This is a genomic window from Cupriavidus sp. 2KB_3, from assembly GCF_052115685.1.
Classification (GTDB): domain Bacteria; phylum Pseudomonadota; class Gammaproteobacteria; order Burkholderiales; family Burkholderiaceae; genus Cupriavidus; species Cupriavidus campinensis.
Map to the genome: position 1 here is coordinate 107645 of NZ_JBFRHD010000007.1, position 15137 is coordinate 122781.

Annotated in this window: 14 protein-coding genes; 2 read left to right on the forward strand and 12 right to left on the reverse strand. The window is 68.7% G+C overall.

The window, feature by feature from the left end:
• Nucleotides 1-3: 3 nt before the first annotated feature.
• A complete protein-coding gene (gene bglX, locus AB4120_RS09240) occupies nt 4-2301 on the reverse strand; it encodes a beta-glucosidase BglX (protein WP_149138154.1) in 2298 nt (765 codons plus the stop codon).
• A 274-nt stretch (nt 2302-2575) separates the two neighbouring features.
• Between bglX and AB4120_RS09245 the strand changes: the two genes are divergently transcribed.
• A complete protein-coding gene (locus AB4120_RS09245; protein ID WP_149138153.1) occupies nt 2576-4123 on the forward strand; it encodes a glucan biosynthesis protein G in 1548 nt (515 codons plus the stop codon).
• A gap of 53 nt (nt 4124-4176) precedes the next feature.
• Here AB4120_RS09245 and AB4120_RS09250 read toward each other — a convergent pair whose 3' ends face one another.
• Nucleotides 4177-4434 carry a DUF3820 family protein gene (locus AB4120_RS09250; RefSeq protein ID WP_149138152.1) on the reverse strand — a complete coding sequence of 86 codons (258 nt, stop codon included), beginning with the start codon at nt 4432-4434 and terminating at the stop codon, nt 4177-4179.
• A gap of 53 nt (nt 4435-4487) precedes the next feature.
• Nucleotides 4488-5216 (reverse strand): 2OG-Fe(II) oxygenase, encoded by a 729-nt coding sequence (locus tag AB4120_RS09255; RefSeq protein ID WP_441642163.1) that lies wholly within the window; start codon nt 5214-5216, stop codon nt 4488-4490.
• Nucleotides 5217-5379: 163 nt separating this feature from the next.
• Between AB4120_RS09255 and AB4120_RS09260 the strand changes: the two genes are divergently transcribed.
• Nucleotides 5380-5955, forward strand: coding sequence for a cupin domain-containing protein (locus AB4120_RS09260; protein WP_262389853.1), 576 nt, complete (start codon nt 5380-5382; stop codon nt 5953-5955).
• Here AB4120_RS09260 and AB4120_RS09265 read toward each other — a convergent pair.
• From AB4120_RS09265 to AB4120_RS09305, 9 genes are all read right to left on the reverse strand, one after another.
• Entirely contained in the window at nt 5952-6497 is a 546-nt protein-coding gene (locus AB4120_RS09265) for a MarR family winged helix-turn-helix transcriptional regulator (protein ID WP_149138151.1), read from the reverse strand. The two genes, AB4120_RS09260 and AB4120_RS09265, sit on opposite strands and share 4 nt — an antisense overlap.
• A 2-nt stretch (nt 6498-6499) precedes the next feature.
• Nucleotides 6500-6985 (reverse strand): DUF3237 domain-containing protein, encoded by a 486-nt coding sequence (locus AB4120_RS09270; RefSeq protein WP_149138150.1) that lies wholly within the window; start codon nt 6983-6985, stop codon nt 6500-6502.
• Nucleotides 6982-8118 carry an ABC transporter substrate-binding protein gene (locus tag AB4120_RS09275; protein WP_441642164.1) on the reverse strand — a complete coding sequence of 379 codons (1137 nt, stop codon included), beginning with the start codon at nt 8116-8118 and terminating at the stop codon, nt 6982-6984. Before AB4120_RS09275 ends, AB4120_RS09270 begins: the two co-directional genes overlap by 4 nt.
• Before the next feature lie 30 nt (nt 8119-8148).
• Complete coding sequence (locus AB4120_RS09280) at nt 8149-9429, reverse strand: flavin-dependent oxidoreductase (protein WP_149138148.1); 1281 nt, start codon at nt 9427-9429, stop codon at nt 8149-8151.
• A gap of 156 nt (nt 9430-9585) precedes the next feature.
• On the reverse strand, nt 9586-10632 hold the full coding sequence (locus AB4120_RS09285) for a DUF2955 domain-containing protein (protein ID WP_441642165.1): 1047 nt from the start codon (nt 10630-10632) through the stop codon (nt 9586-9588).
• A 16-nt stretch (nt 10633-10648) separates the two neighbouring features.
• Nucleotides 10649-11794: an HlyD family secretion protein gene (locus tag AB4120_RS09290; protein ID WP_149138146.1), complete on the reverse strand. Its 1146-nt coding sequence runs from the start codon at nt 11792-11794 to the stop codon at nt 10649-10651.
• Nucleotides 11791-13320 carry an efflux transporter outer membrane subunit gene (locus AB4120_RS09295; RefSeq protein ID WP_149138145.1) on the reverse strand — a complete coding sequence of 510 codons (1530 nt, stop codon included), beginning with the start codon at nt 13318-13320 and terminating at the stop codon, nt 11791-11793. The genes AB4120_RS09290 and AB4120_RS09295 overlap by 4 nt, the downstream gene beginning before the upstream one ends.
• A 17-nt stretch (nt 13321-13337) precedes the next feature.
• Nucleotides 13338-14507, reverse strand: coding sequence for an AI-2E family transporter (locus AB4120_RS09300; RefSeq protein WP_149138144.1), 1170 nt, complete (start codon nt 14505-14507; stop codon nt 13338-13340).
• Between the two features lie 178 nt (nt 14508-14685).
• Complete coding sequence (locus AB4120_RS09305) at nt 14686-15045, reverse strand: hypothetical protein (RefSeq protein ID WP_149138143.1); 360 nt, start codon at nt 15043-15045, stop codon at nt 14686-14688.
• Nucleotides 15046-15137: the final 92 nt, after the last annotated feature.

Here is a 15137-nt window from a genome sequence, read left to right on the forward strand (position 1 = left end):
CATCTACGGTTGCAGCGTGAACCGCTGCTGCCGCACCGAGGCCGAATCCAGGCCGATCTGCACGTTGAAGTCGCCCGGCTCGGCCACGTACTCCAGCTTGCCGTTGTAGAAGCGCAGCTTGTCCTCGCCAATCGGGAAGCTCACCACGCGGGACTCGCCCGGCTTGAGCATCACCTTGCGGAAGTCCTTCAGCTCCTTCACCGGCCGCACCACCGAGGCGGTCACGTCCTGGATATAGAGCTGCACCACGGTTTCCCCCTCCCGCGTGCCGGTGTTCTTCACGGTCACGCTGGCGGTGACCTGGCCGTTGCGCGGCAGCGTCTGGCCCGAGAGCGCTACGTCTGACAGGCTGAACGTGGTGTAGCTCAGGCCATAGCCGAACGGATACAGCGGGCCGGACTCCTCCTCGAAGTACTGGGAGGTGTAGTTCGGCGGCTTGCCCGGCGTGAACGGCCGGCCAATGCGCAGGTGGTTGTAATACGTGGGAATCTGGCCGAGCGAGCGCGGGAACGAGATCGGCAGCTTGCCGGATGGGTTTTCGTCGCCAAACAGCACGTCCGCGATGGCGTGACCACCCTCGGTGCCCGGGTACCAGGCTTCCAGCAGCGCGTCGGCGTTGTCGCGCTCCCAGTTGATGGTCAGCGGACGGCCATTCATCAACACCACCACCAGCGGCTTGCCGGTGGTGCGCAGCGCCCGCAGCAGCGTCTGCTGGCTGCCCGGCAGGGACAGCGTGGTGCGGCTGGAGGCCTCATGCGACATCCCGCGCGACTCGCCCACGGCTACCACGATGGTATCGGCCTGTCGCGCGGTCTCCACGGCCTCGGCAATCATCTCGCCCGGGGAGCGCTTGTCCTGCACCACCTCGGGGTTATCCCAGTTCAGGAAGTTCAGGTAACCGACCACGCGTTCGTCGTCGGTCATGTTGGCGCCGCGCGCGTACCGCACCTGGCCGCGCCCGGCCAGCGCATCGCGCATGCCCTGCAGCAGCGTCACGGACTGGGTGGCCTTGCCCGCCGCCGACCAACTGCCCATGATGTCGATCGGCGCGTCAGCCAGCGGGCCGATCACGGCCACCGTGCCGGCCTTCTTCAGCGGCAGCGTCTGATTGCGGTTCTCCAGCAACACAAGCGACTTGCGTGCCGCGGCGCGGGCCTCGGCGCGGTGCAGGCGGCTCTCGGCGTTCACATCGGCCGGGTCCTGCGCCGCCGTGCCGATGCGGCGATACGGGTCCTGGAACAGGCCCATGTCGTACTTGGCACCCAGCACCTCGCGCACGGCTTCGTCGATCAGCCGCACCGGCACCTCGCCGGACTTCACAAGATCCGGCAACTGCTCCAGGTAGCGCGAATCGGCCATGCTCATGTCCACGCCGGCCTCGATGGCGAGGCGGGCGGCCTGGCGGCCGTTGTCGGCCACGCCGTGGCGCAGCAGTTCGTCGATGGCGCCGTGGTCGCTCACGGTCACGCCCTTGAAGCCCCATTCCTTGCGGAGGAGGTCGCGCAGCAGCCATTTGTTCGACGTGGCCGGCACGCCGTTCACCGAGTTCAGCGCAATCATCACGCCGCCGGCCCCCGCGTCCAGCCCGGCGCGGTAGGGCGGCAGGTAGTCCTGGTACATGCGCTGCGGGCTCATGTCCACGGTGTTGTAGTCGCGCCCGCCTTCCACGGCGCCGTACAGGGCGAAGTGCTTGACGAAGGCCATCACGCTGTCCGGGTTGGCCGGCGAGGCGCCCTGGAAGCCGCGCACGCTGGCGCGTGCGCACTGGGAGACGAGGTGCGGGTCCTCGCCAAAGCCCTCGGAGGTACGTCCCCAGCGCGGATCGCGCGAGATATCGACCATCGGGGCGAAGGTGGCGTCCAGGCCGTCGGCGCTGGCTTCCTTGCCCGAGATGCGCGCGGCCTGCTCGACCACGGCCATGTCCCAGCTCGACGCCAGGCCGAGGCTGATCGGGAACACCGTGCGATGGCCGTGCACCACGTCATAGGCGAAGAAGATGGGAATCTTCAGGCGGCTCTGCTGCGCGGCGGCGTCCTGGAGCGGGCGATTGTCGGCCCGGGTCACCGAGTTGAAGGTGCCGCCCACGCGGCCGGCGGCAATTTCCTTGATCAACTGCGGCTGCGGCATGTCCTGGCCGATGCTGATGAGCCGCAGCTGGCCGATCTTCTCCTCCAGGGTCATCTTGCCGATCAGGTCGGCGATGAATGCGTTCTTGTCGCCGGCGGCGGCCGGAGTGGGGCCGGCCAGCGCCGGCGTACAAACCAGACTGGCCGCGAGGGCCAGCGTCGAAAGCAATCGCATGTGGTGAGTCTTCCCCAATGAGCCAGGCCCGCAATCATGCCCCGAAAGTGCCCTGAAAGTGTGCGTAAGGGTGCAGGAAGTGGCGCCGGCCGGCTGTCGTCCAACGTCTGATCGGCACGTCGGGCGAAATCGGTTATTTTTGTGGACTGCGCCGGCAGTTTACCCAAATAGGGCGGCAACTTTGCCTCCCGGGCGCTGTCAGCCTGTTTTCGATTCGATTTTTCTGGAGGGATTCGTGGTTCTTGCCGTCTTTGCCGCGTCATTACGTAACAAGATGCAACTTGCCTTGCCGGCCATCGCGCTCGCGGGCGTGTTCGCGGCCAGCGCGCCAGCCGCCGCCTTCTCGCTCGACGACGTGACCACCCGCGCCAGATCGATGGCGGACCAACCCTATGCGGCGCCGGTCAGCAACCTGCCGCCGGTCTTCTCGAAGATGCAGTTTGCCGACTACATCAAGATTCAGCCGAAGCTGGATGCCGTGGAGTGGAAGGACCAGCCCACGCCATACCGGCTGGGCTTCTACCACCAGGGCATGCACTTCAGCACACCGGTCAAGATCAACGAGATCGTCGGCAGGAACGTGCAGGAGATCCGCTACTCGCCCAGCCGCTTCGACTTCGGCGACCTCAAGCTCGACAAAGCCGCCACCAACAACCTTGGCTACGCGGGCTTCCGCGTGCTGTACCCGGTGAACCGGCCGGACAAGCTCGACGAAGTGATGAGCATCCTCGGCGCGAGCTACTTCCGCGTGATCGGTAAGGGCCAGGTCTACGGGCTCTCCGCGCGCGGGCTGGCCATCGACACCGGCCTGCCGGTGGCCGAGGAGTTCCCGGCCTTCCGCGAATTCTGGATCGAGCGCCCCACGGCGCCGGGCAAGCCGCTGGTGTTCTTCGCGCTGATGGATTCCCAGCGCGCCACGGGCGCCTACCGCTTCGAGCTGATGCCGGGCACGGATGCGACGCTGAAGGTCCAGGCGCGCGTGTTCATGCGTGGCGCGGTGACCAAGCTCGGCATTGCGCCGCTGACCAGCATGTTCCTGTTCGGCCCGAACCAGCAGCGCGACGCCAACAACTTCCGCCCGGCGCTGCATGACTCGAACGGGCTCTCCATCCACACCGGCGACGGCGAATGGCTGTGGCGCCCGCTGAACAACCCTAAGCATCTGGCAATCAGCACCTTCCAGGTGAACAACCCGCGCGGGTTTGGCCTGATGCAGCGCGGCCGCGAGTTCTCCGCCTACGAGGACCTCAAGGACCGCTACGACCTGCGTCCGAGCGCGTGGATCGAGCCGCAGGGCGACTGGGGGCGCGGCAAGGTCGAGCTGGTGGAAATTCCCACGCCGGACGAGACCAACGACAACATCGTTGCGTTCTGGACGCCCGACCAGCTACCGCCCAAGGGCCAGCCGATCAAGGCCGACTACACCATGCACTGGACCATGGACGAGCGCGCGATGGTCGACAAGGACCTCGCCTGGGTCAAGCAGACGCTGCGCAGCGCGGGCGAGATCATGCAGGCCAACCTGATCCGCCACCTGGACGGCAGCCTGGGCTTCGTGATCGACTTCGAAGGCGGCGCGCTGGCCAAGCTGCCGCCCAACGCGCCGGTGCGCGCGTCGTTCAGCGTCAGCGACAACGCCGAGGTCATCGAGAACATCCTGCAGCCGAACCCGGTGACCAAGGGCTACCGGGTGACGCTGCGGATCAAGGTCAAGGACCCGAAGAAGGTGGTGGAGATGCGCGAGGCGCTGGTCTCCGGCGACAAGGTGCTCAGCGAGACGTGGAGCTACCAGCTGCCGCCGGATTCGATGCCGGGCAACTGATTTAACGAAGCTGAGCTGATCGCCGCACGGGCGATCCACCCGAGCGGGCCGCCTTAGCGCGGCCCGTTTTTCTTGGGAAGGGGGATGCGCCCGGCGCCCTCCCGCAGCGGCTTGAGCAGCTCCGAGAGCCCGTTATGGTCGAGTTCGTGCATCAGCGCCAGCAGGCGGCCGATCTCGCCGGGCGGGAAGCCCTCGCGGGCGAACCAGTTCAGGTAGTTGCCGGGCAGGTCGGCAATCAGCGTGCCCTTGTGCTTGCCAAACGGCATGGTGCGCGTCACGAGCAGGCGCAGGGCTTCGGCGTCGGGAAGCATCGGCGGCGATCGGTTTGGGTCGGGGAAAGCGGGCATTGTAGCGCCGGCGCCGGTCACTCGGCGTCGTGGAAGATGATGCCGAGCGTGTGGCGCGTGCCCGAGCGCAGGCGGCTTACGCCGTGACGCATGTTCACCCTGTAGGGGCCACGCGTGCCCTGCACCGGCCGCTGGCTGACCGCGAAGACCACCGCGTCGCCCTGCGCCAGGGCCACCACTTCCGCGCGCGACTGCATGCGCGGGCGCTGCGCCGTCATCACGAATTCGCCCCCGGTGAAGCCGGCGCCGGGCGCCGACAGCAGGATCGCCACCTGGAGCGGAAACACCTGTGCGCCGTACAGGTCCTGGTGCAGGCAGTTGTAGTCCCCCTCGCCATAGGCCAGCAGCAGCGGCGTGGGCCTGCGCTGGCCGGCGCGGTGGCATTCGTCAAGGAAGGTGGCGTGCTCGGGCGGAAACCGTCGTTCGATGCCCATGGCCGCATGCCAGCGGTTGGCCACGGGCACCAGATGCGGATAGAGCGCCGTGCGCAGCGCCTGGACCGGCACCGGGAGCGGGTAGCGGAAGTACTTGTACTCGCCGCGCCCGAAACCGTGCTGGCCCATGACGACGCGCGACCGGTACAGCGCGTCGTCGCCGTAGCGTGCTGCCAGCGCGTTGCATTCGGTGGGTGTGAGCAGGCCCGGGATCGTCGCGCAGCCCTGCGCGTCGAGATCGTGCGTGATGGCGTCCCAGTCCAGCGCGCCTACGCGCTGCGCCGGATCGTGTTGGTAGGGAGATGTCTGCATCCGCATACCTTAAGCCACTGGCGGGCGCCGCGCTCGCCGGATTCGGACCCCCGTTCCAAACCGTTGTTCCAAATGTCACCGATGGTGCGGCCCCGCACGGAGTGGGATTGTCACGTTGGCTTATCTTTCGTCGGTCAGCAACCTCAAACAGGAATGATTGGCGATGAAAAACGAGCATATGGCGGCCCACGCAGCTGACCAGGCACCTGCATCCATTCGCGAAACCGGGGCCTTCAGCAAGGCCAGTGCCCTCCCGATGAAGCCCTGCGAGATCCAGCCCGGCTGGGTGCGCAGCGGCCAACCCGTGACGCACTACAGCGAGCATTCGACCGCGGCGGATGAACTTGCCTGGACCTCTGTGTGGGACTGCACACAAGGCACCTTCGAGTGGCACTACGCGCTCGACGAGATCGTCTACATCCTCGAAGGCGAGACCCGCGTGACAGATGCCCACGGGCGGACCCACACGCTGCGGGCTGGCTCGATTGGCTACTTTCCGGCACACACCACGTGGTACTGGGAGGTGGACCAGTACGTGCGCAAGGTGGCGATCTGCCGGCGCGAGGTGCCTTTCGGCCTGCGCCTGGCCACGCGCGTGCTGGCGCGGATCAACCTCGACGGGCGGCTGTTGCGCCGGCTGCGCGCCAAGGGTCGGGTCACCGGTGCCATCACACGCAAGCGCGCGGCGGCGCTGATGCTGATGCTGGCGGCGGCTGTCGGGGCCATCGCTGCCAACTAGGACTGCCCGGGTTCGCCCGGCGCCAGCTTGTCCAGCAGGCGCAGCAGCGTCTGCCGTTCCGCCTCGGAGAGCTGTGCGCCGATGCGTGCGTCGTGGTCGCAGACCGCTTCGGTCACGGCGTCCAGCGTCCGGCGCCCGGTGTCCGTCAGCGCCAGCGCATAGGCGCGCCGATCCGTGGGCGAGGGCTCGCGCACAACCAGCTGCATGGCTTCGAGCGCATCGAACAGCATCACCGCCCCGGAGCGGGCGATGCCGAGGATGCGCGCGAGGTCCGTCAGCCGCACGCCGGGATTGCGCGCGATGATCTGCAACGCCGAGAAGCGCGGCGGCGTGATCTGCCACGCGGCGAGCGAGCGGACGAAATCCTCGTAGATGCGGATCTGCGCGCGGCGGATGGCGTAGCCGGTCAGCGTGTCCAGCACGCCGTAGTCCACATCGGGCAGATGCGGGTTGAAGTGCCCCTCGCCGTCCCCGCCCTCGCCAAGGGCCGGGTCCGGCGCCAGCGGCTCGCGTATTTTTCGCGTCTTACCTGTTGCCGCCATCGTCAGCGCACGACGAAATAGCGCAGCACCACCCGGTCCGGGTAGCGCGCACCGGTGGCCACGAAGGTGTGGCGCATCAGCCAGAGGTAGGCGGGCGCGGCGGTCTCGAAGCGCGGTGCGGTGCGGAAATAGAGGCGGGACGGGTCCACCGTGCCGCCCGCGTTGAGCTGGGCGATATCGGCGTCCGTGCCGCTGCGCACGCCGGCGTTGACGGTGTAGATGCGCGCGCCGTCGTCGGTTTCCAGCACATAGCGCGCCTCGATGTCGGCGGTGGTCCAGCCGTTGCCGCCGCCGGGGCGGATCAGCTGGAAGTCCGCGCCGCCGGGCAGGATGCGGCCATTGAGCAACGGCCCGGACGCCGTGCCGGACAGGATCGGGATCACCCGGCGCTGGCCGAGCGGCCCCGCGCCGAGGTCCGTGGCCGGGGCCACGGCGATCTCGAAGTCCGCCACCAGTTCCAGCGCCGGCGTGGGCAGCGCAGCCATCATTTCAGCAGCTTCCAGTTGCCATTGTCGATGGTCAGCATCACCCGGCCGCGATTGTCGAAGCCGAAATGGTCCTGCGCCGTGTAGTTCAGCACGCCATGCGAGACCACGATGTCGCGCTCGCTCTCCAGGGCGTCGCGCAGGGCCTTGCGGAACTCGGGCGCGCCCGGCTTGGCGCGCTTGAGCGCCACCGGCACGATGCGCTGCAGCACCAGCCCCGCGTCATACGGATGGGCGCCGAACTGCGTGCGCGTCTCCGGGCCATATTGCTTCTCGTAGCGCGTGACGTAGTCGAGGCCCGGTTTGCGCGGTGCGCTGTCAGCCGGCAACTGCTCGGCCACGATCACCGGCCCCGCCGGCAGGATCGCCCCGTTCACCGCCTTGCCGCCGATGCGGATCAGGTCGCGCGTGGCCGCGCCGTGCGTGTGGTAGACCGGGCCGGTGTAGCCGCGCTCGCGCAGTGTGGTGTGTGGCAGCGCGGCGCCGGTGCCGGCGCCGGCAATCAGCATCGCATCGGGCTTGGCGGCCATCATCTTGAGCACCTGGGCGGTCACGCTGGTGTCGGAGCGCGCGTAGCGCTCGGTGGCCAGAATGCGGATGCCCTTCGCCGTTGCGGCGCTGGTGAACTCCTTGAGCCACGTTTCGCCGTAGGCGTCGGCAAAGCCGATGAAGGCGATGCTCTTGACGCCATTGGCCTGCGCCCGGGTGGCCACAGCGTCGGCCATCAGCTTCACCGGCTGGGCCAGCCGGTAGGTCCACGCGCCGCGCCCGGGCTTCAGTTCGATGGGCGAGAACGCGAGCTGCACGGTCTGGCTCTCGTCCGCGACTTCCGAGATGGCGATGGACGGCGCCACCGAGGAAGAGCCGAGGATGATGTCGACCTTGTCCTCAGTCACAAAGCGCCGCGCCACCTTGGTGCCTTGCGTGGGGTCCGAGGCATCGTCCATGAGGATGTAGCGGATCTTCTCGCCGCCGATGGTCTCGGGCAGGAACGGCATGGTGTTCTTCTGCGGAATGCCGAGCGAGGCGGACGGGCCGGTGGAGGAAATGCTGACGCCGACGGTGACCTCGGCATGGGCGAGCCCGGCGGCCAGCAGCAGGGCCGGCAGGGTGAGTCGAATGGATTGCGGCTTCATGTTGTCTCCCTATGGTCTTGTTATGAGATGTCAGGCGCGCGGGGCGTCGGCCTGGAGTTGCTGCTGGCCGAAGCCGGCCAGGTTTTTGTACCGCTGGGCAATGGCCTCCAGATCGGCGCGCGGAATCACCGCGTCGATCTGGGCAAAACCCTGCGGCGCGCGCTCCTCGGCCATCTGCATGACCTGCTCGGGGCCGTTCATCCGGTTGCGCAGCACGATGCCGGCGGTGCGCGGCAGCCGTTCCGCCTCGTACTCGCGCAGCGCGTAGTCCAGGTCGGCGTGGCCGAGCAGGCAGTCGGTCAGGTAGCGGGCATCGACAATCGCCTGCGCGCTGCCATTAGAGCCGATCGGGTACATCGGGTGCGCCGCATCGCCCAGCAGTGTCACGCGGCCGAAGGTCCAGCGCGGCAGGCAGTCCTTGTCCACCATCGGGAACTCGTAGATGGCCGGCGCGCCGTCGATCAGCGCGGGAATGTCGATCCAGTCCCAGCGCCAGTCGGCAAAGGCGTCGCGGAACACAGACTTGTCCACCTCGCGGTTCCAGTCGCTGCGCGGCGGCTCGTCGGGGTAGCTGTCCGGCACGCGCAGCTCGGCAATCCAGTTGATCAGCGAGCGGCCCTGGCGGTGCAGCGGTGCGGAGATCGGATAAGCCACGAACTTCTGGTCCTGATGGCCGGCCATGAACATCGAACGGCCGTCGAGGTAGGGCGCGGCCTCGGTGGTGGCGCGCCAGAGCAGGCGGCGGGAGAAGCGCGGCGCGTCGCCGGTGGGGTAGAAATGCCGGCGCACGGCCGAGTGGATGCCGTCTGCGCCTACCAGCACGTCAGCTTCGGCCTCGACGGTGGCGCCGTCGCTGCGGCGCCGCAGCACGAAGCGCGCAGGCTCGCCCGCCTTGCCGCCGCCCACCGAGGCGATGGATTCGATCGCATGGCCGGTATGAACGCGGTCCGCGCCCAGGCGCTGCACTGCCGTCTCGTACAGCAGCATCTGGAATTGCCCGCGATGCACCGAGAACTGCGGCCAGGCGTAGCCGGCGGCGATGCCGCGCGGCTCGTGCCAGATCTGCTGGCCAAACTTGTTGTAGTAGGAGAGGGTGGATGTCTCGATGGCGATCTCGGCCAGCGCGTCCTGGAGCCCCAGCGCGGCGAGTTCCCGCACCGCATGGGGCAGCAGGTTGATGCCGACCCCAAGCGGGCGGATCTGCTCGCTGGCTTCCCAGACTTCCACATCCATGCCGTGCCGATGGCAGAGCAGGGCGAGCGTCAGCCCACCAATGCCGCCGCCGGCGATGGCGATCTTCGGTGTATTCATGGTCTCCTCCGCGGCCTTCTGTCCGGCCTTCTGTCCGGCCTTGTGTCCGGCCTTGTGTCCAGGCGTGTTGCGCCGGCTGCCGTTATCTGCGATGCCGAAATTGTTATGGAGTATAACTAAATGGCTCGCGGGTCCGGGGGGCCAGATCGCCCGTGTTTACCCGGGTGGGGGCGGGGCGTTGGGGGGCGCCTCGGCCTGCGCCCAGCGGCTGCGTTTCAGCCAGTAGACCATCAGCCAGGCATAGAGCGTGATGCCGATGAACAGCGCCATCCGCACGGCGAAGGCCGCGTAGACATCCTTGCCGGCGGCGCTGTCCTGGATCGACTGGCCCAGCAGGATGATCAGCGTCACGAGGGTGTTCAGCCAGAACCCCGGCGCCAGCCGCGTGGGGCTGAGCCGGTAGAGCTTGCGCGCCAGCAGCAGCGCGAACAGCAACATCCACAGGAACAGCATCCACAGGTGCACGAACAGGCTCAGCGCGCACCAGAACAGGATGGCCAGCACGCCGCCGAGCAGCGTGGAGCCGAGCAGTTCGCGCCCCGCGTCGCGGGCGGTGGTGGTGCAGGTCTGCCGGCCCAGGCTGACCGCCTTCATCAGCACCGGGGTATAGCCGGCCGGGTCGGTCAGCGCCAGCAGGAACGCGGGCATCACCACCAGCGCGGCGCGCAGGGCGATCCAAGTGGCCTGCAGGTCCGGCAGCGCGGCCGGCGCCGGCGCCGGGGCGCCGGCGCTCTCCGGAAACAGCCAGTGGCAGAGCGCCAGCACCGCCACCGCCATCAGCATGCCCTTGGCCAGGGCGCTGACCACGTCCAGGGCCAGATTGAACTCGAACACGCCGGCGGCGGGAATCATGGTCAGGCCAACGGCGAGGAAGGTCGCCACGAGGTTGCTCCCGCCGCGCAGGCCATAGCGGAAGGTGACGAACAGCCCCAGCCCGACCAGCAGCACGCCGCTGAACGGCGCGTACTGCAACACGGGAATCAGCAGCAGGCCCACGCCGGTGGTCAGCATGACCAGCACGGTCAGCGCCGCGCCGGCCTGCCACGACAAGGGTTGGTTGACCACCGCCAGCAGGAAGGCGCACAGCACGGGCGCGAGCATCGGCACGGGCAGCGCCAGTCCGAAGCTGACCGCCATGCACAGGGCCGTGCCCACCGCCAGCCGGAGTGGCCGTTGCTGGCGGGGTGGGCGGGAGATGGGCATGGCGGCGCGTGGGCGATCAATAGACGTAGGACAGCCAGCTCATCACATACAGGAACGCACGGCCCAATGGATTGAGCGGATTGGCCTCCCTGGGGAACGCCATCACTTCGGCCTGGCCGCCGACGCGGATGCCGGTCAGCCCGCGCAGCTCGGCGGTGTCCAGTTCGATGACCACCGGGAAGCGCTGCGCCGGGCGCAGCCAGTCGCGGCTGTTCTGCACCGTGGGCAGGGCGCCGGGCGGGGCGGGCTGCCCGACGCTGATGCCATACCCGACGCTGCGCACGCGGCCATCGAAGATGCGCCCCGGCAGCGCGTCGAGCACCACCGCCACCGGCGTGCCGGGCTGCACGTGGCCGAGGTTGTTCTCGGTCATCTCGGCCGTGACCCAGATGTCGTGGATCGTGATCAGCGTCATCACCGGGTTGCCGGCCGCCGCGAACTGGCCGGTGTCGGTGCGCAGGTCCGTCACCAGCCCGGCGGACCGCGCGCGCACCTGGGTGTTGGACAGGTCGAGTTCGGCCTTTTCCACGGCGCCCGCCGCGCTGCGCAGCTTGGCGTTGTCTTCGGCGCTGCCGCCTTCCTGCTCGATTGCGCGTTGCACCTCGGCGCGGGACGCCGCCACCTTGCTGGTCGCCTGTTCCAGGTCGGCACGGGCGATTTCGAGCCGGCGCAGCGAGATGGTGCCGGCATCCTCCCGATACAGCCGCTCGAGCCGGTCGCTGTCCTGCCGCGCCTTGACCTCCAGCGCCTGCGCGGCGCGCAGCGAGGCGCGTGCCGATTCGATGCCGGCGGTGCTCGCGCCGATCTGCCGGCGCGTGGCCTCCAGATCCGCGCGGGCGCGGTCCACGGCAATCCGATATTGCCCCGGGTCCACCTCGAACAGCATGGCGCCGGCCTGCACGTCCTGGTTGTTGCGCACATGCACGCGCGTGACCCGGCCGGATACCTCGGAAGCCACCGGCACGACGAACGCCTGAATCCGCGCCTGCTGGGTATAGGGGGTGAGCCGGTCGGCAAGCAGGTACCAGACCAGGCTGATCACGATCAGCACCACGACCCAGCGGATGCCCTTGCGCGCCGGATCGGCGGGCGGCGGGGGCGGCGGCGTGGAAGAGGGGGGCGACTCCGGCTTGGCGGCGGCAGGCTGCATCGTGTCTGTCATGGGGCGGCACCGGAGGGTATACGGCGCGGTTCGTCGAGCAGCACGCCCCAGTCGGTGCGCTGCTGCATCTGGGTGCGCGTGGCGGCGTCCACGAGCATCTGGTCGGTGTGCCAGCCGCCGCCGAGCGCCTTGTACAGCGCGATCAGATTCGACACGGCGCTGCCGCGGTTGACCAGATAGGTGTCCTGCTGCGCCGACAGCGCGCGCTGCGCGTCCAGCACGCGCTGGAAGTCGGAATACCCCTCGCGGTACAGCGCATTGGCCAGCGTCAGCGAGCGCCGCGCCGAGATGGCTGCATCCCGCAGGATGACATCCCGCTCGAACGCCTTGATCAGCCCGCTCGCCGCGTCGTCGGCCTCGCGCGCGGCCTGTCGCACGCTCTCCTGATAGGCGACGATCAACTGCTGGAGCCGCGCGTCCTGCATGCGCACGTTGTTGCGGATGCGCCCGTAGTCGAACACGTTCCAGCGCAGGCTCGGGCCGCCGAGCAGCGTGAAGTTGTTGGGCGTGCCGCCGAGCGTGCTGGCGGACCAGCCGATGCTGCCGATCAGCGTCAGCGACGGATAGAGGTCCGCCAGCGCCACGCCGATCAGCGCGGACTGCGCGGCGATCTGCCATTCGGCGGCGCGCACGTCGGGCCGGCGCAGCAGCAGGTTGGCGGGCACGTCCTGCAGCACGGCGCGGTCGATCAGCGGCAGCTCGCCTTCGTGCGCGGCCAGCTCCGGCAGGTTCGGCAGTGTGCCCGGCGGGCGGCCGATCAGCACGGCCAGCGCGTTGCGCGTGCGCAGGATCTGGCCTTCGAACTCGGGGATGGTGCTCAGGGTGCCGAGGTACTGGGTGCGCGCCTGCTGCAGGTCCAGTTCGTCGGTCTGGCCGCTGCGGAACAGCCGCTCGGTGATCTCGAAGCTGCGATGCTGCAGCGCCGCGTTGTCGCGCGCGATGCGCAGGCGCGCTTCGGCCGTGCGCAGCGCGTAGTAGGTCTCGGCCATCTGCGCGTGCAGCAGGACCAGCACATCGTCACGATTGGCCTGCGCGGCGAAATAGGCGGCATCGGCGGACTCGATGGCCCGCGCGAAGCGCCCCCAGAAGTCGAGTTCCCAGCCGATATCGAAGTTGGCGCTGTACTGCCAGAAACGGCTGTTGGCGGGATTGCGGCCCCCAGACTGGCGCCGGTCCGTATAGAGCACGTCGGCGCCCACCTGCTGCACCTGCGGAAAGCGGCCGCTCTGGGCGATGCCGAGCTGGGCGCGCGCCTCCAGCACGCGCAGGCCGGCGATCTGGAGCCCGGCGTTGTGGGCGTCGGCCTCGGCCATCAGCCGCTCGAGCGCCGGGTCGGCAAAGACCTGCCACCACTCGCGGAGGTCAGGCTGCGCGCGCGCCTCCGTCACCGCGTCGATGGCCTCGCTGCGCCAGCTTGCGGTCCAGTCCTCGCGCTGCGGCGCCATATCGGGGCCCAGCCGGGCGCAGCCGTGCAGGCAGCAGAGGGCAAGCCACAACAGATGCCTGGTGCGGAGCGGGATGGGCATGGACGCGCATGTCCGCGTCAGGCCCGCGGGATCTCTACGGGGGCCACCGCGGTTGCGCCGGGTGCGCCGGGCAGGGGCTCGCCGGACACCACCTCGATGGCCACGGGCTCGCTGGCCAGGGGCGGTTCTTCCACCCACAGCCAGAACAGCCGATAGCCCACGGACAGCATCACGGGGCCGATGAACAGGCCGATGACGCCTCCGGTGACCATGCCACCCAGGGCGCCGATCAGCACCACGGGCATCGGCACATCCACGCCGCGCCCGAGCATCAGCGGCTTGAGCACGTTGTCGGCCAGCCCGGCAATGAACTCGTAGATCGCGAACGTAATGGTCGCCACGTTCGGCCCCTCCGTGTAGAGCACGTAGGCGATCACGGGCAGGGTGATCAGCGTGGCCGGCAGCTGCATGATGCCCAGGAGCAGTACCACCAGCGCCAGCACGCCGGCGCCCGGCACGCCCTTGAGCACGAAGCCGAGGCCGATCAGCAGCATCTGGATGAAGGCGATGCCCACCACGCCCTGCGCCACGGCGCGGATGGTGGCGGTGCACAGCGCGGCGATGCGCGGCCCGCGGTCAAGCCCGAAGATGCGCGAGGCGATCTGCTCCGAGCTGCGGTGGCCTTTCTCGCCATAGGCCATGATCACGCCGGCAATGATCAGCGCGAAGATGAACACCAGCATGGCCACACCCAGTCCGGCCAGCTTGCCCAGCAGCAGCAGGCTCATGTCGCGCAACTGGGGCAGGAACTTCTGTACCAGGCTGGACATGTCGGTGGCGGCCTGCATCCACACATCGTGCAGGCGCTGGCCGATCAGCGGCCAGCTGGCCACGAAGTCCGGCGGCTGCGGAATGCGCATGTCGCCGCCGCGCACGGCGTTCATGGCCTCCTCCGCCGACTGGAGCAGCGCGATCCCGAGCAGGTAGGCCGGCACCATGATCAACGCCAGCGAGAGCAGGACGATGAGCGTGGCCGCGCGGCCGCTGCGGTTGCCCATGCGGGCGCACAGCCGGACGTGCAAGGGGTAGATCGTGATGGCGAGGATGACCGACCACAGGACGAGGTCGAGGAAGGGGTAGAAGATCCGGAAGCAGAACACCGAGAGCACGGCGATCAGGCCGGCCCGGATCAGCACGTCTAGCATGCCGCGGGAGAGCATCCGTTCCGAGAGGGGCGTAGGCAGCATCGTTGGTCTCCTGACAGGCCGCCAAGTGCAGTCTAGACCAGCGATCTGGCAGGTACAACCAGCGCGTTCCCCGCCGCGAAAACAGTCATATCGATGCGCCAAAGTATTCATTGGCTTTTTTCGGCACTTTGGCGGGGCGCCGCGTGCCGGCCCCCTCCCGGAGGGCGGCGGCGCCGCGCTAGCAGACCGATCCCGGCACGGGTTTGCCCGAGCTGGTCAGGCCCTGGCAGGCCTCGCCGGCCGCGAGGCCGTTGTCGGTGCCGGGGGCCAGCTTGAGCTTGCCGGCCACGGTGCAGCACAGGCGCGGGGCCGTGGCGGCGGTGGGGGTGGGCATGGGAGTGGGTATGGGAGTGGCACGGGCGGCGGGCGGTTTGGGTGCGGGCTCGGCGGCCTCCTCGGCATCGGGGGAGACGCACTGCCCCATCTGGCAGATCCGCTCCCCTTTGCACTGCATGTCGTACTGGCATCCGGCGGCCGGGGCGGGCGATGCCCAGGCGAGTCCGATGGAGGCGATGAACAACAGGCTACGCAGCGTCATGACCGCTCCCGCATTCGATGAATCCGGGCTGCCGCTGCATGGTGCAGGGTGGTGCCAGCTAGCGCCCGTGAGTTCAGGATAGGTCGCTGCCG

Excerpts from the sequence above, each read along its gene's own strand:
- AB4120_RS09280 (WP_149138148.1), bottom strand. The coding sequence starts at position 9,429 with ATGAATACACCGAAGATCGCCATCGCCGGCGGCGGCATTGGTGGGCTG.
- AB4120_RS09245 (WP_149138153.1), top strand. The coding sequence starts at position 2,576 with ATGCAACTTGCCTTGCCGGCCATCGCGCTCGCGGGCGTGTTCGCGGCC.
- AB4120_RS09260 (WP_262389853.1), top strand. The coding sequence starts at position 5,380 with ATGAAAAACGAGCATATGGCGGCCCACGCAGCTGACCAGGCACCTGCA.
- AB4120_RS09305 (WP_149138143.1), bottom strand. The coding sequence starts at position 15,045 with ATGACGCTGCGTAGCCTGTTGTTCATCGCCTCCATCGGACTCGCCTGG.
- AB4120_RS09300 (WP_149138144.1), bottom strand. The coding sequence starts at position 14,507 with ATGCTGCCTACGCCCCTCTCGGAACGGATGCTCTCCCGCGGCATGCTA.
- AB4120_RS09255 (WP_441642163.1), bottom strand. The coding sequence starts at position 5,216 with ATGCAGACATCTCCCTACCAACACGATCCGGCGCAGCGCGTAGGCGCG.
- AB4120_RS09265 (WP_149138151.1), bottom strand. The coding sequence starts at position 6,497 with ATGGCGGCAACAGGTAAGACGCGAAAAATACGCGAGCCGCTGGCGCCG.
- AB4120_RS09290 (WP_149138146.1), bottom strand. The coding sequence starts at position 11,794 with ATGACAGACACGATGCAGCCTGCCGCCGCCAAGCCGGAGTCGCCCCCC.
- AB4120_RS09295 (WP_149138145.1), bottom strand. The coding sequence starts at position 13,320 with ATGCCCATCCCGCTCCGCACCAGGCATCTGTTGTGGCTTGCCCTCTGC.
- AB4120_RS09285 (WP_441642165.1), bottom strand. The coding sequence starts at position 10,632 with ATGCCCATCTCCCGCCCACCCCGCCAGCAACGGCCACTCCGGCTGGCG.
- AB4120_RS09270 (WP_149138150.1), bottom strand. The coding sequence starts at position 6,985 with ATGATGGCTGCGCTGCCCACGCCGGCGCTGGAACTGGTGGCGGACTTC.
- AB4120_RS09250 (WP_149138152.1), bottom strand. The coding sequence starts at position 4,434 with ATGCTTCCCGACGCCGAAGCCCTGCGCCTGCTCGTGACGCGCACCATG.
- bglX (WP_149138154.1), bottom strand. The coding sequence starts at position 2,301 with ATGCGATTGCTTTCGACGCTGGCCCTCGCGGCCAGTCTGGTTTGTACG.
- AB4120_RS09275 (WP_441642164.1), bottom strand. The coding sequence starts at position 8,118 with ATGAAGCCGCAATCCATTCGACTCACCCTGCCGGCCCTGCTGCTGGCC.